Source organism: Thermocrispum sp., assembly GCF_002919275.1.
Classification (GTDB): Bacteria; Actinomycetota; Actinomycetes; order Mycobacteriales; family Pseudonocardiaceae; genus Thermocrispum; species Thermocrispum agreste.
On sequence record NZ_PKFA01000021.1, the window covers coordinates 24,771 to 38,755 of the forward strand.

Annotated in this window: 12 protein-coding genes; 8 read left to right on the top strand and 4 right to left on the bottom strand. The window is 71.2% G+C overall.

Annotation, left to right across the window (positions count from 1 at the left end; genetic code table 11):
- The first annotated feature begins 63 nt into the window (after positions 1-63).
- Complete coding sequence (locus CXP56_RS04685) at positions 64-990, top strand: tetratricopeptide repeat protein (protein WP_028846676.1); 927 nt, start codon at positions 64-66, stop codon at positions 988-990.
- Positions 991-1,273: 283 nt separating this feature from the next.
- On the opposite strand, the gene CXP56_RS04690 is transcribed toward CXP56_RS04685, so the two are convergent.
- On the bottom strand, positions 1,274-2,707 hold the full coding sequence (locus CXP56_RS04690) for a neutral zinc metallopeptidase (RefSeq protein ID WP_286900006.1): 1,434 nt from the start codon (positions 2,705-2,707) through the stop codon (positions 1,274-1,276).
- A 167-nt stretch (positions 2,708-2,874) separates the two neighbouring features.
- On the opposite strand from CXP56_RS04690, the gene glgP reads away from it, so the two are divergent.
- The 6 genes from glgP (at position 2,875) to CXP56_RS04720 (ending at position 10,126) form a co-directional block, all read left to right on the top strand.
- Positions 2,875-5,376, top strand: coding sequence for an alpha-glucan family phosphorylase (gene glgP, locus CXP56_RS04695; RefSeq protein ID WP_028846674.1), 2,502 nt, complete (start codon positions 2,875-2,877; stop codon positions 5,374-5,376).
- 352 nt (positions 5,377-5,728) lie between these two features.
- The gene (locus CXP56_RS04700) at positions 5,729-6,493 is read left to right on the top strand and encodes an ABC transporter ATP-binding protein (RefSeq protein ID WP_051309867.1); all 765 of its coding nucleotides are present in this window, start codon (positions 5,729-5,731) and stop codon (positions 6,491-6,493) included.
- Positions 6,494-6,541: 48 nt separating this feature from the next.
- Positions 6,542-7,321: an enoyl-CoA hydratase/isomerase family protein gene (locus CXP56_RS04705; RefSeq protein ID WP_028846672.1), complete on the top strand. Its 780-nt coding sequence runs from the start codon at positions 6,542-6,544 to the stop codon at positions 7,319-7,321.
- Between the two features lie 66 nt (positions 7,322-7,387).
- On the top strand, positions 7,388-8,395 hold the full coding sequence (locus CXP56_RS04710; protein ID WP_051309866.1) for a class I SAM-dependent methyltransferase: 1,008 nt from the start codon (positions 7,388-7,390) through the stop codon (positions 8,393-8,395).
- Positions 8,395-9,555: a class I SAM-dependent methyltransferase gene (locus CXP56_RS04715; RefSeq protein ID WP_028846671.1), complete on the top strand. Its 1,161-nt coding sequence runs from the start codon at positions 8,395-8,397 to the stop codon at positions 9,553-9,555. Before CXP56_RS04710 ends, CXP56_RS04715 begins: the two co-directional genes overlap by 1 nt.
- Positions 9,556-9,589: 34 nt before the next feature.
- Positions 9,590-10,126 (top strand): P-loop NTPase family protein, encoded by a 537-nt coding sequence (locus CXP56_RS04720; RefSeq protein WP_028846670.1) that lies wholly within the window; start codon positions 9,590-9,592, stop codon positions 10,124-10,126.
- Here CXP56_RS04720 and CXP56_RS04725 read toward each other — a convergent pair.
- The 3 genes from CXP56_RS04725 to CXP56_RS04735 form a co-directional block, all read right to left on the bottom strand.
- Entirely contained in the window at positions 10,116-11,453 is a 1,338-nt protein-coding gene (locus tag CXP56_RS04725) for a serine/threonine-protein kinase (protein WP_028846669.1), read from the bottom strand. The two genes, CXP56_RS04720 and CXP56_RS04725, sit on opposite strands and share 11 nt — an antisense overlap.
- A gap of 66 nt (positions 11,454-11,519) precedes the next feature.
- Positions 11,520-12,491: a nucleoside hydrolase gene (locus CXP56_RS04730; RefSeq protein ID WP_286900011.1), complete on the bottom strand. Its 972-nt coding sequence runs from the start codon at positions 12,489-12,491 to the stop codon at positions 11,520-11,522.
- Between the two features lie 63 nt (positions 12,492-12,554).
- The gene (locus CXP56_RS04735; RefSeq protein ID WP_286900012.1) at positions 12,555-13,034 is read right to left on the bottom strand and encodes a SixA phosphatase family protein; all 480 of its coding nucleotides are present in this window, start codon (positions 13,032-13,034) and stop codon (positions 12,555-12,557) included.
- A 130-nt stretch (positions 13,035-13,164) separates the two neighbouring features.
- On the opposite strand from CXP56_RS04735, the gene CXP56_RS04740 reads away from it, so the two are divergent.
- Positions 13,165-13,914 carry an acyltransferase gene (locus CXP56_RS04740; RefSeq protein WP_028846666.1) on the top strand — a complete coding sequence of 250 codons (750 nt, stop codon included), beginning with the start codon at positions 13,165-13,167 and terminating at the stop codon, positions 13,912-13,914.
- Positions 13,915-13,985: the final 71 nt, after the last annotated feature.

Genomic DNA, 13,985 nt, shown 5'->3' on the forward strand with positions numbered 1-13,985 from the left:
TGGGCCGGGCACGCACCGCGAACCGCTGCCCCGAGCGGGGGTGCCGCTGGGTAGATTGGAGCCGTGACTGCACCACGTGGGATTTCCGGCGCGGTGGATCTGACCGCGCTCAAGCAACGGGCCGAGGCGCAGGCGCAAGCGGCCAAGCAGGGCAAGGCCACGCAGGACGGCACGGCGGGCGGCACCGGTGCGGCGGTCGTCGACGTCACCGAGGCCACGTTCCAGGCCGAGGTCGTCGAGCGGTCCATGCAGCAGCTCGTGGTGGTCGACCTGTGGGCCGACTGGTGCGGGCCGTGCAAGCAGCTGAGCCCGGTGCTCGAGCGGCTGGCCGGGGAATCCAACGGCGCCTGGGTGCTGGCCAAGGTGGACGTGGACGCCAACCCGCGCATCGCGCAGCTGTTCGGCGCGCAGTCCATCCCGACGGTGGTGGCGATCGCCGGCGGGCAGCCGGTCGACGCGTTCGCCGGTGCGCTGCCGGAACCGCAGGTGCGGCAGTGGCTGGACCGGCTGCTGACCGCGTTGAAGGACAAGCTGCCCGGCGTGCAGGCGGCCGCACAGCAGGCGGCCGAGCAGGCCCCGCCGGATCCGCGGTTCACCGAGGCGGAGGAGGCCGCGCAGCGGGGTGATTTCGACGCGGCGGCCGCCGCCTACGAGCGGATCCTGGCCGACGAACCGGCGAACGAGCAGGCGAAGGCGGCGCTGACCCAGGTGAAGTTCCTGGCCAGGGCGGGCAAGCTCGACCCGTCGGCGGTGCAGCGCGCCGACGCGGACCCGGCGGACGTGGCAGCGGCGATGCAGGCGGCCGACTTCGAGGTGGCCAACGGCAGGCCGGAGGCGGCGTTCGACCGGTTGATCGCCGCGATTCGCCGCACCGCGGGGGAGGACAGGGACAAGCTGCGGGCGCACCTGGTCGAGCTGTTCGAGCTGTTCGACACCGCCGACCCGCGGGTGGCCAAGGCACGCCGGGATCTGGCCTCCGCGCTGTACTGACGGCCCCGACGACTGCTGCTGCGTTCCCGGTGCTCGGTCGTCGCGGGTGACCGGACGGGCGGTGCTGGGCTCCCCGCCGAGCCCGCCAGGGCAGACGGCCACCCGCACACCCGGCCGTGTGCGTGCGGCCGTCACCTCCCAGCGGTTCGGCCGGAGCACGAACCGCATGGGCTGCGCCTGGTGACGGCGATCCGTCCGTATGAGGCCGCGTTCGCCTCGTCGGGGTGCCTGCGCACCGGATCCCCGGCTGGTCAGGCGATTTCCGGTGCGCCGCTGCGCTCGCTCAGCAGGCGTCGCGCCCTTCGAGGTAGCCCTTGCCGAACGCTTCGACCCGCAGGAATCCGCTCGGCACCTGGCCGCCGCTGACGTTGGATCCGATGAGGCTCTCCGGCTGCAGCATCTCCAGGATCGCCTCGTCCACGTCACCGGGGGAGAGCCGGATCACCGGGCCGTTGGCCTGTTCCGGGTTCTGCACGCCTTTCGCCCACGCGCCGGTCAGGCACGCCGCGCGCAGCGCCGCCTCCATGTCGTCGATCGGCTTCCCCTCGGCCTTCTGTACCGCCAGGGTGTACCGGGAGGCCAGCGACGCGTACGCGGCGAAGTCGCCCTTGCCCGCCGAGGCCTCGCCCGCCATCTCCCGCCCACGGTCGATCGGGGTGCCGATCTGGGCCAGCGCGGCCAGGTCGACGGTGACCACGTTCTCGTCCGGGCAGTACGACGTGGGCGGGGTGCCGCTGCCGTCCGGGCAGGTGCCGCCGGTGGTCCGCAGCTCCGGCGCGCCCTGACCGCCGAACACCCGGTCCAGGCTTTCCTTGACCAACCGCACCGAGTCCTCGGTCACCGGCATGTCGCCGCGGTCGCGGTCGGACTGGCTGAACCTGAACTGGGTGGTGCGCTCCCGGATCAGCTGCTCGTCGTAGGAGGCGCACTTCTTCGGGCCGTCGGTGAAGCCTTCGCGGAAGGCCAGCGTGCGGTCGAACGCGGTGCCGTGCGCCCCGACCTCGCCGGCCAGCTTCCCGGGTGCGTCACGCACCAGGTACATGGTGCTCAGCGCCGCGTTGAGGCCTTCGGCGGTGGACACCTGGAAGTACTTGGACTTGCCCTCCACGATCCACCGGAAGTAGGCGCCGGTGAAGCAGTCGGCCTGCGCTTCCAGCACGATCGTCTTCGGCTCCGGCCCGTCGGACGGGATGCCCGCTTTGTCGCCCAGCCGGTGCTGCACCGCGTGGCCGTACTCGTGTGCCAGCACGGCGATCGGGGCGACGTCGCCGTACAGCTTCATCAGCCGGGGGAGCAGCTCGCCGCGATCCCAGGCCACCGCGTCCTCCGGCGGGCAGAAGAACGCGTTGATCTCACCCTGCACGCTGCGCCCGCACATCTCGATCGTGTCGGTGTTCGAGTCGTACGACAGCAGCCGCTTGACCTGCTGGAAGTCCATGCCGAAATCCTTGGGCATGGTCTCGGCCCAGAACTGGCTGACGTCGGCGATGGTGGCGATCGCGATCTTGTCCGCCTGGTCGTTGGTGGCGTTCTCCACCGGAATGTCCGGCTCCGGCGCGTCCGGCTTCAGGCCGCTCTCGAAGTGCGTCACCGGCAGGTCGGCCACTTTGCCGACGTCCGGTCCGGTCGGTGTCCCCGCGGTGGTCGGGCCGCACCCGCCGGCGCCCAACGTCCCGATCAACAGGCACGCAGCCAGCGTCTTACCCCGGTATGTCATCTCGTCTCGTCGTCTCGCTTCGCAGAAATCCCACAGGCCAGGTCGGCACGTCGTAGCGCACGATATCGAGCGAGGCGACCGCGAGGGGGCCGAACGCGGTGATCTGACGCGCAGGAGCGATCTCGGGCACCGTCGGTGGACGTCCGCGCACGCTATGTTCGGTACGCATGAGGGCAGTGCGACGGTTCACCGTGCGAGCGGGCATTCCCGCCCCGCTGGCCGGACTCACCGAGCTGGCCACCAACCTGCGGTGGACCTGGCACCCGCCGACGCGTGACCTGTTCGCCTCGATCGATCCGGTGCTGGCCGGCCAGGTGGGCGGTGACCCGCTGCGCATCCTGGTCGAGGTCGATCCCCGTCGGCTCGACGCGCTGGCCGAGGACCAGCAGTTCCTGCAGCGCGTCCGGGCAGCCGCCGACGACCTGCGCGAGTACTTGACCAAGCCGCGCTGGTACCAGCGGAACGTGGAAGGCAATTGCCCCCAGGGCATCGCCTATTTCTCGATGGAGTTCGGTGTCACCGAGGCGTTGCCGAACTACTCAGGGGGCCTCGGCGTGCTGGCAGGCGATCACCTGAAAGCGGCATCCGACCTCGGGGTGCCGATGATCGGCGTCGGCCTGTTCTACCGGGCGGGCTACTTCCGTCAGGCGCTGTCGCTGGACGGCTGGCAGGTCGAGCACTACCCGGTCATCGATCCAAATGCGCTGCCGCTGGAGCTGCTCAGCGACGCCGACGGCAAGCCGGTGCTGGTCGACGTCGCCCTGCCCGGGGACCGCACGCTGCACGCGCGGATCTGGAAGGCGCAGGTCGGCCGGGTGCCGTTGCTGCTGCTGGACGCCGACGTGCCGGACAACGACGAGGACGCCCGTGCGGTGACCGACCGGCTCTACGGCGGCGACACCGATCACCGCTTCCAGCAGGAGATCCTGGCCGGGATCGGCGGCGTGCGCGCGGTGCGCAAGTACTGCGAGCTGACCGGCCACCCCGACCCGGAGGTGTTCCACACCAACGAGGGCCATGCCGGGTTCCTCGGCCTGGAACGGGTCCGCGAGCTGGTCGACGAGCACGGCCTGTCGTTCGACGAAGCGGTCGCCGCAGTGCGCGCCGGGACGGTGTTCACCACCCACACCCCGGTGCCCGCGGGCATCGACCGGTTCCCGGTGGAGAAGGTGCGCAGGTACTTCGCGGACGGCAGGCTGCTGCCCGGCATCGAGCCGGACCGGATCGTCGGCCTCGGCGCGGAGGACGACCCGGGGCTGTTCAACATGGCGCACATGGGGCTGCGCCTCACCCAGCGCGCCAACGGGGTGTCCCGGCTGCACGGCGAGGTGTCCAGGGCCATGTTCAACAAGCTCTGGCCCGGCTTTCCCGCCGACGAGGTGCCGATCACCTCGGTGACCAACGGGGTGCACGGCCCGACCTGGACCGCCAGGCAGATGCTCGAGCTGCGCGAGCGCAACCAGGACTGCACCGACGAGCAGCTGTGGCGCTTGCGCTGCCACCTGCGCGGCATCCTGATCGCGGAGGTGCGCCGCCGGTTGCGGGACGCGTGGCTGCAACGCGGCGCGTCGCCGTTGGAGCTGGGCTGGACCGAGCGCGCGTTCGACCCGGACGTGCTGACCGTGGGATTCGCCCGGCGCGTTCCGACGTACAAGCGGCTGACGCTCATGCTGCGCGACCCCGACCGGTTGCGGTCGCTGCTGCTGGACGAAGACCGGCCGATCCAGTTCGTCGTCGCGGGCAAGTCGCACCCGGCCGATCAGGGCGGCAAAGCGCTCATCCAGCAGATCGTCAAGTTCGTCGACGACCCCGCGGTGCGGCATCGCATCGCGTTCCTGCCCGACTACGACATGGCGCTGGCGCGGTACCTGTACTGGGGCTGCGACGTGTGGCTGAACAACCCGACGCGGCCACTGGAGGCGTGCGGCACGTCCGGGATGAAGTCCGCCCTCAACGGCGGGCTGAACCTGTCGATCAAGGACGGATGGTGGGACGAGGGCTACGACGGCCGCAACGGTTGGGCCATCCCGACCGCGGACGGGGTGACCGATCCGTTGCGGCGGGACGAGCTGGAAGCCGCGGCGCTGTACGACTTGCTCGGCCAGCAGGTGGCGCCGTTGTTCTACGAGCGGGACGACAACGGGGTGCCCGCCAGGTGGATCGCGATGGTCCGGCACACGCTGCAGACGCTCGGGCCGTGGGTGCAGGCGTCCCGGATGGTGCGCGAATACGTGCAACGGTGCTACCTGCCCGCCGCCGAGACGGTCGCCCGGCTGACCGCGAACTCCTACGCCGGTGCCAAGGACCTGGCCGCCTACCGCGCCAAGGTCGAGCGCGCCTGGCCCGGCGTGCGAGTGGTCGACTCCGAGCTGGAGACCGACGGCCGTGACCTGGTGGTGGGCACGGACGTGCGGGTGCGCGCCACCGTGGAGCTCGGCGGCCTGCGGCCGGACGAGGTGGAGGTGCAGGTCGTCCTGGGCAGGGTGGGGGACACCGACCAGATGCACGACATCGTCACGCACCCGATGCAGCCGGACGGCAGCCCGCAGCGGTTCTCCGCCACGGTGCCGATGCCGCGTGCCGGTTCGATCGGCTACACCGTGCGGGTGCTGCCCAAGCACGAGCTGCTGGCGGTACCCGCCGAGCTGGGCAAGGTCGCGGTGCAGTGAACCGCGCGCCGGTAGGGTGAAGCGACATGACGACCAGCACGTGTGACCGCTGCTCCGGCGCCGGGCAGGCGGCCGGAGCGGGCGCGCACGACCGTGTGCTGCCGGAGCCGAAGTGAGCCGAATGCGTACCGGATTGTTCGCCAGGAAGCTGCTCCGCCGGTTCGGTATGGAACCGGTCGCACAGGAAGCGGGCCGCCACCGGCTGCCGGATCCGCCAGGACAGAATGAGGGCGTGGCCGCATCGTCAGCGTCCCCAGAGCCCACCGACAACCCGGGAGCCAGCCAGGTGAACCGATCCCGTCCCGCCGTGGAGTTCGTCCTGCCCGAGGACCCGAACGACTTGGTCGTGCACATGTCCGGGGTCGGCGTGCGGCGCGGCAGATCGACGCTGCTGGACCGGCTGGACTGGGCGGTGGAACTGGACGAGCGCTGGGTGGTGCTCGGCCCGAACGGGGCGGGCAAGACCACGCTGCTGCGCATCGCCGCCGCCGAGCTGCACCCCACGTCGGGGGTCGCGCACGTGCTGGGGGAGCGGCTGGGCCGCACCGACGTGTTCGAGCTGCGCCCGCGCATCGGATTCGCCTCGGCGGCGCTGGCCGCGCGCGTGCCTGCCGACGAAACCGTGCGCGACCTGGTGCTGTCCGCCGGCTATGCGGTCGTCGGCCGCTGGCGCGAGCACTACGACGAGATCGACGCCGAGCGGGCCGAGGAGCTGATGAAGGCGCTCGGCGTGGCGCACCTGGCCGACCGGGCCTACGGCACGCTGTCGGAGGGGGAACGCAAGCGCACGCTGATCGCCCGGTCGCTGATGACCGACCCGGAACTGCTGCTGATGGACGAACCGGCGGCCGGGCTGGACCTGGGCGGCCGGGAGGACCTGGTCGGCCGGTTGTCGATGCTGGCCAAGGACCCGGACGCGCCCGCCATCGTGCTGGTCACCCACCACGTGGAGGAAATCCCGCCGGGCTTCACCAACGCGCTGCTGCTGCGCGACGGCCGCGCGGTGGCCGCCGGCCCGATCGACGACGTGCTCACCGCGGAGAACCTGTCCGCCACCTTCGGCGAGGACCTGCTGCTGGAGCAGTGGGGCGAGCGCTACTTCGCCCGCAGGCGGTAGCCTACCGGCGAGTAGACATCCAGCTGGACGAAGCCGGAGGAGCTGCGGGTGGCAGAGTTCGTACGTCTTGAGGTCGAGGCAAAGGTCGGCACGATTCGACTGGAGCGTCCTCCGGTCAACGCCCTGAACCGCCAGATGCAGGAGGAGATCCGGCAGGCCGCGCGCGAGGCGGCCGAGCGGGACGACGTCCGTGCGGTGGTGATCTACGGCGGGGAGAAGACGTTCGCCGGTGGTGCGGACGTCAAGGAGATGGCGGCCATGGACTACGCCGAGATGGCCGCCGCCGCGCCGCTGCTGAGCTCGGCGATCACCGCGGTCGCGGAGATCCCGAAGCCCACGGTGGCCGCGATCACCGGGTACGCGCTCGGCGGTGGCCTGGAACTGGCGCTGGCCGCAGACCGCCGGGTGGCGGGCGACAACGTCAAGGTGGGTCAGCCGGAGATCCTGCTGGGCATCATCCCCGGCATGGGCGGCACACAGCGGCTGGCCCGGCTGATCGGCCCGAGCAAGGCCAAGGACCTGATCTACACCGGCCGGTTCGTGCCCGCCGAGGAGGCGCTGGCGCTGGGCATCGTCGACGAGGTGGTGCCAGCGGACGACGTCTACGCCACGGCGCACAAGTGGGCGGCCCAGTTCGCCGAGGGGCCGATGCGCGCCCTGGCCGCGGCGAAGGCGGCCATCGACGGCGGCCTGGACACCGACCTGACCAGCGGCCTGCGGCTGGAGAGCCACCTGTTCTCCGCGCTGTGGGCGACCGAGGACCAGCGCGCGGGCATGACCTCGTTCATCGAGAACGGCCCGGGGAAGGCCACCTTCACCGGGCGCTGACGCCGGGCGCGGTGCCGAGCAGCCAGCACATCGAACACGGAAGTGAGACGGTACGTGACCGACGTCATCGACCCGGCGGCGCACTCCGAGCAGGAGGCAGCCGGACAAGCAGGGCAGCAGGCCGACCCGAAGCCGCGCCCGCACCCCACCGCCGAGGAGGTGGAGGCGGCCAGGAACGACCCCAAGCTGGCCAACGTGCTCTACCACGACTGGGAGGCGGGCACCTACGACGAGAAGTGGTCCATCTCCTACGACGAGCGGTGCATCACCTACGCGGTCGAGGTGTTCCGCGCCGTGGCAGGCGACGAGCCCGCCAGCTACGACAGCGCGATGGAGCTGGGCAGCGGGACCGGGTTCTTCCTGCTCAACCTGATGCAGGGTGGCGTCATCAAGAAGGGCTCGGTCACCGACCTGTCGCCCGGCATGGTGCAGACGGCGCTGCGCAACGCCGAGCGGCTCGGCCTCGACGTCGACGGCCGGGTCGCCGACGCCGAACGGATCCCGTACGACGACGACACGTTCGACCTGGTCGTCGGGCACGCCGTCCTGCACCACATCCCGGACGTGCGCAAGGCCCTGCGCGAGGTGCTGCGGGTGCTCAAGCCGGGCGGGCGCTTCGTCTTCTGCGGCGAGCCGACGAAGATCGGCGACTGGTACGCCCGCAGGCTGGGCCGCCTGACCTGGTTCGTGACCACGAACGTCACCCGGCTGCCCGCGCTGCGGGCGTGGCGGAGGCCGCAGCGTGAGCTCGACGAGTCGTCACGGGCCGCCGCCCTGGAAGCCGTGGTCGACCTGCACACGTTCGACCCGGCTGAGCTGGAGCGCTGGGCGCGGCAGGCCGGCTCGCTGAACGTGCGTGCGGTGACCGACGAGTTCACTGCGGCACTGTTCGGCTGGCCGGTACGGACGTTCGAGGCCGCGGTGCCGCCGGAGAAGCTGACGCCCGGCTGGCGGTGGTTCGCTTATCGCTCCTGGCAGCGGCTGATCGCGCTGGACCGCACTGTGCTGGCCAAGGTGCTGCCGCGGTCGGTGTTCTACAACGTGATGATCACCGGGACCAAGCCTGGGAACTAGTGGGCTACGCGTTCACGCTCGACGACGTGGCGTTTCTCCGCTCAGCCGACGGGGCGGAGGCGTTGCGCGCCTGCTCCGGGCTGGAGCTGACCGAACGCAGCATGGTGCGAGACGTGGCGGCGGCGCGGGAGATCGCCGGTGCCCGCGCGCCTGCGGTGCTGGAGACGCTGCTGCTGCGCCGCAAAGCGGCGGGCAAGCTGGTGGGCGCGGACCACTGGCTGTTCAGCGATGACGCGTTGCAGCAGGCCACGCCGACGGCCGTCGCCCGGCACCGTGCTGCACGGCTGACCGGACGCGACGTGCACGACGTGACCTGCTCGATCGGAGCGGACCTGGTCGAGCTGCAGCGGACCGCTGCGCGGTGCCTGGGGTCCGACATCGATGTCGTACGGCTGGCCATGGCCCGGCACAACGTCCCCGCAGCCGGTCTGGTCCAAGCGGATGCGCTGCGCCCGGTCAGCCGCGGAACGGTGATCGTGGCGGACCCGGCGCGCCGGGACAGGCGTGGACGCCGGCGCTGGAAGCCCGAGGACTTCGTGCCGCCGCTGGATGCTCTCGTGCAGGCCTACGCCAAGTGCGACCTGGTGGTGAAGTGTGCACCCGGCATCGCGCCGGAGGCCGTGCCGTGGGCGGACGAGCGCGAAGTGGTGTCGTTGGACGGCCAAGTGCGCGAGGCGTGCCTGTGGCGCGGCACGGTGGCGACAGCGCGGCGACGTGCGACCGTTCTGCGCAGCGACGGAACGGCGTGGACGGTCACCGACGACGAACCGGACGAGTGCCCGGTCGGTGAGCCGGGGGAGTGGATCGTCGATCCGGACGGTGCGGTGGTGCGGGCCGGGTTGGTGCGCCAGTACGCCGCCCGGCACGGGTTGTGGCAGCTCGACGAGCACATCGCCTACTTGACCGGGAATCGGCCGCCGCCGGGCACGCGGGCCTTCCGGGTGCGCGAGTTCGGCCGATACCGGGAGAGGGACCTGCGGCTGACGCTGCGGCGGCTGGCGGTCGGCAGGGTGGAGATCCTGGTCCGCGGTCTCGACGTCGATCCCAACGAACTCCGGCCGCGGCTCAAGCTCGGTGGCGAGAACGAGGCGACCGTCGTGCTGACCCGGATCGGGCGAACGCCGATGGCCTTCGTGTGCCAGGCACACCGCATCCCCTGATGCATCGACCGGCCCGGCTCATGTCGTGACGGGCATGGTCGACTTGGCAGCTCGTCGCGTGCTGGTCTACGGCGTCACGGGCTCCGGCAAGACCACCGTCGCCCGGCAACTGAGCCGGATCACCGGGTTGCCGTGGTACTCGGTCGACGACCTCATGTGGCAGCCGGGGTGGGTGCAGCTGCCACGGCAGGAGCAGATCCGGCGGATGAGCGCCATTTGTGCCGGCGACCGGTGGATCCTCGACGCCGCCTACGGCGCCTGGGAGTCGGTGGTGCTTCAGCGGGCCGAGCTGGTCGTGGCGCTGGACCTGCCGCGCTGGCTGAGCATGTGGCAGCTGCTGCGGCGCACCCTGCGCCGACTGGTCTCGCGGGAAGAGATCTGCAACGGCAATCGCGAATCACTGCGGCTGCAGCTGAGCCGCGACTCGCTGCTGCTGTGGCACATGCGCTCGTTCCGGGTCAAGCGGCGACGCATCGAGGCGATGATCGCCGACCCGGACGGGCCGGAGGTGATCCGGCTGCGGCGACGGCGTGAGGTGAACGCGTGGCTCGCTTCGCTGGCTAACGCCTGACTGTCGTCCGCCGGATGGAGTCGATCAGCAGCTTGTCGCCGCGTTTGACGATCTCCAGCTCGGTGCGCTGGAACGACGGACGCCCTTCGTGATCGACCAGGACGCCGATGGTGACCGTGCGCCCGGCGACGTCGGCCGATTCGATGATGGTGACCGACCCGACCGAGTCCCAGTAGGCGTCGAACTCGGCGCGGCCGGTCGCCCTCGCCCGCGGTGTGAGCATCGTCCACGCGGTGTCGGTGTCCCTCGGCAGGACGTGGTAGAACCGCGTCGCCACGGCGGCACGATCGGTGGGGCTGACACCGTCACCGGCCGCGCGGACGTCCTTGCGCTCCGGTTGAAACCCCATGGTGGCCATGACCAGCACGAAGACCAGCACGATGGTCACGATCGAGCCGGTGGTCACCAGCGTCCTGGGCTGCCTGTTGCGCGGACGGCTCCGCGTCGGGCGGCGTGCCGGAGCGGAGTCCGGCTGGTCAGGGGCAGGCGTCGAGCTCGTCGTCTCGGCCAGCACCGCGCGCAGCCGGTGGTGCACCTCGCGCATGGTGGGTCGTTGCGCGGGATCCGGGGTCAGCATCGCGCGCAGCAGCGGGGTCAGGGGGCCCGCGTGGCGTGGCGGGACGATCCGGTGGTCGGCAGCTGCCTGCAGCACGTCGGCGCGCTTGGCGAGGTCACCGTAGATCAGGTGGCCTTCGACCGCGCGATAGAGCGTGGCGCCGAGGGAGAACACGTCCGCGGCCGGTGTGGGCTCGGCTCCGCGGATCGACTCGGGCGCCACGTAAGCCGGGGAACCGATCAGCGGCCCGGCTGCGCCGACGACGTCACCGTTGACGTGGGCGATTCCGAAGTCGGTCAGTTTCACCAGCCCGTCCGGGCTGTCGGCGAGCAGGATGTTCGCCGGCTTGACGTCGCGGTGGACGACCCCTTGGGCGTGCGCGGCGGCCAGCGCGGCAGCGACCGGGGCGCCGATCCGAGCCACCTCGGCCGGTGACAGGTGGCCGCGCTCGGCCAGAACGTGGGCCAGCGTGCGGCAGGAGAGGTACTCCATGATCAGCACCGGCTCGCCACCGTCGTCCGCCACGTCGAAGATGGTGATCGCGTTGGCGTGGCAGATCCGCGCGGCCACCCTGGCCTCGTGCAGCACGCGCTGGCGCGCCTGCTCGGCTTCGTCGTCGGCCGTCCCCGGCGGCAGCAGCATCTGCTTGGCCGCGATGGCCCGGTTCAGCACTTCGTCGTGGGCCAGCCACACGGCGCCCATCGCGCCGCTGGCGAGCTTGCGGGTGAGCCGGTAGCGGCCGGCGATCACCCGGCCGTTCGGCTGTCCCACCCCCGCCTCCTCCTGGCGCCATGAGCAAACCGGGTCCTCCGGTTTGTCGGGTTCCGGCCGCGGTCGTTACCGGGTTCGCGTGAGCCCGTCCAGCAGGCGGGCCCGCACCCCTTCGAATCCCCATTCCGGCGCCACGTCAACCGCGACGGCGACCGGCTCGGTGTCGGTGGCCACGGTCTCGGCGATCAACTCGCGACGCCGGCGGTCGGCGACGAGCGCGCCACGCGACGGTCCGAAGGCGCATTCGACGTCCAGCGGATAGTCCTCGGTGCGCAGCATGCCCGGCCAGATGGCCTCGGCCACGGCGATCGCGTCGTGCAGGACGACCGCAGGCCGGCCCAGCGCCTTGGTGTAGTACTCCAGGTAGTCGGTGGTCAGTTCGCGCAATGCCGCGCCGATCGGCCCGGACGCCGCGAGCCGGTCGAGCCACGGCACGTCGACCGCGCATCGGCAGGTGAGGTCCATCGGCACCAGCACGCAGCGCACGTCGGGTTCGGTCAGTACGCGACGGGCCGCTTCCGGGTCGCTCCACAGGTTGAATTCGGCGCGCGCGGTGACGTTCCCGCCGTCGACCGCGCCGCCCATGATCACCACGCGGTCGATCTGCGGCTTGATCTCCGGATAGGCCGCCAGCAGCAGGGCGATGTTGGTCAGTGGCCCGATCGGGACGAGCACGACGGGTTCGGTCGCCTCGCGCAGCAGGGACACCATGAGCTCGACGGCACCGGCGTCTGCGGTCGGCACGATCGGGTCGGGCAGGACGGAGGACCGGCCGGAGAGGCCGTCCGAACCGTGGGCATAGCGCGCACGGTGCGGGTGGGGATGAACGAGCGGGCGTTCGGCACCCCGGGCGATCGGAACACCGCTGGCGCCACACAGCGCCAGGATCCGCTGCGCGTTGCGGGTCGTGGCGTCAACCGAGACGTTTCCGTAGACGGTGGTGACGCCGAGCAGGGTGACGTCGGGATCCAGCGCGGCGAGTGCGATGGCGAAAGCGTCGTCCACTCCGGGATCGGTGTCGATGATGAGCGCGGGCATGTGCCCATCAAACCCGATCGCCCGGGCGAACCGTTGTCACCGCACGCGGTCCGCCGACGGCGGCTAACGGGCGCGCGGGGTGGCGGCGGCGACCAGGCGCCCTTTGCCCGGGGCTGCGTCGGTCCACGATCCGGTCCAGGCGACTACCGCGATGCCTGCGGTGCTCAGGTCGATCCGTTCCCCGGCGAGCAGGCCCGCCAGGTGGGACAGGCCCGGGTTGTGGCCGACCAGCATGACGTGCCGGGTGTCGCCGGGCAGCTGGTGGACCACGTCCAGCAGGTCGCCCGCGGAGGCGGCGTAGATCCGCTCCTCGATCCGGACGGGGATGTCCGGCAACGCGGCCATGGCGAGCTCACACGTGCGGCGGGCCCGGACCGCAGGGGAGCACAGCACCAGCGAGGGCAATGGCTGGCCGGCGAGCCAGCGCCCGGCGACGGGGGCATCCGCTTCGCCGCGATCGGCCAGCGGCCGGTCGATGTCGTCCACGTCGTCCGGCCATGCGGCCTTGGCGTGGCGGAAGAGGGTGATCCTGCGGTCGGCCATGCACGATTCCTATCACGTCGGTGCGCAAACGCACGGTCACGATTCGCGCTTCGCCGGGCCCGGCGAGTGTTCGGCGCGTCGTCCGCCGGGTCCGATCGGCCGGTCGTGACCCGCCAGTAGGGTGTCCGACATGACGTCGATGTGGGGTGCCCCGATGCTGCAGCGGCTGGCCGCCTGGCGCCGCATGCGCAAGGACCCGGAGCAGGCACGGTTCTTCACCATGGACTCGCTGCGCTGGATCGTCCGTAACCGTGCCTACACCCCGTGGTACCTGGTCCGGTACTACCGGCTGTTGAAGTTCCGGCTCGCCAACCCGCACGTGGTGCTGCGCGGCATGGTGTTCCTGGGCAAGAACGTCGAGCTGCACTGCCGCCCCGGCTACGGCAGGCTGGAGATCGGCAAGTGGGTGCACATCGGCGACGGCAACGCCATCCGCTGCCACGAAGGCTCGCTGCGCATCGGCGACAAGGCCGTCTTCGGCAGGCAGAACGTGGTCAACTGCTACCTGGACATCGAGATCGGCGACGCCACGCTGGTGGCCGACTGGGTGTACATCTGCGATTTCGACCACGTGACCACCGACATCACGGTGCCGATCAAGGACCAGGGCATCGTCAAGGCGCCGGTGCGCATCGGCCCGGACACCTGGTTGGGGACCAAGGTGACGGTCACCAAGGGCACCCGGATCGGCCGCGGCAGCGTCATCGGGGCGCACGCCGTGGTACGCGGTGACATCCCCGAATACAGCATCGCGGTCGGGATCCCGGCGCGCGTGGTCAAGGACCGCAAGGAGCAGTACGAGATCGACCGCCAGCGGCGGGAGGCCGTGGCGGACATGGCGCGGAAAGCCAAGGCGGCCCTGCGCAAGACGCTCGGCTAGCTCGCGGCCCCGCCGCCGCGTCCCGGTAGCCACCGGCTCGGCCGACCGCCATCACGACGACCCTCACGCCG

Coding starts and splice junctions, on each gene's coding strand:
- CXP56_RS04690 (WP_286900006.1), bottom strand. CDS start 2,707: ATGACATACCGGGGTAAGACGCTGGCTGCGTGCCTGTTGATCGGGACG.
- glgP (WP_028846674.1), top strand. CDS start 2,875: ATGAGGGCAGTGCGACGGTTCACCGTGCGAGCGGGCATTCCCGCCCCG.
- CXP56_RS04700 (WP_051309867.1), top strand. CDS start 5,729: ATGTCCGGGGTCGGCGTGCGGCGCGGCAGATCGACGCTGCTGGACCGG.
- CXP56_RS04720 (WP_028846670.1), top strand. CDS start 9,590: ATGGTCGACTTGGCAGCTCGTCGCGTGCTGGTCTACGGCGTCACGGGC.
- CXP56_RS04730 (WP_286900011.1), bottom strand. CDS start 12,491: ATGCCCGCGCTCATCATCGACACCGATCCCGGAGTGGACGACGCTTTC.
- CXP56_RS04735 (WP_286900012.1), bottom strand. CDS start 13,034: ATGGCCGACCGCAGGATCACCCTCTTCCGCCACGCCAAGGCCGCATGG.
- CXP56_RS04740 (WP_028846666.1), top strand. CDS start 13,165: ATGACGTCGATGTGGGGTGCCCCGATGCTGCAGCGGCTGGCCGCCTGG.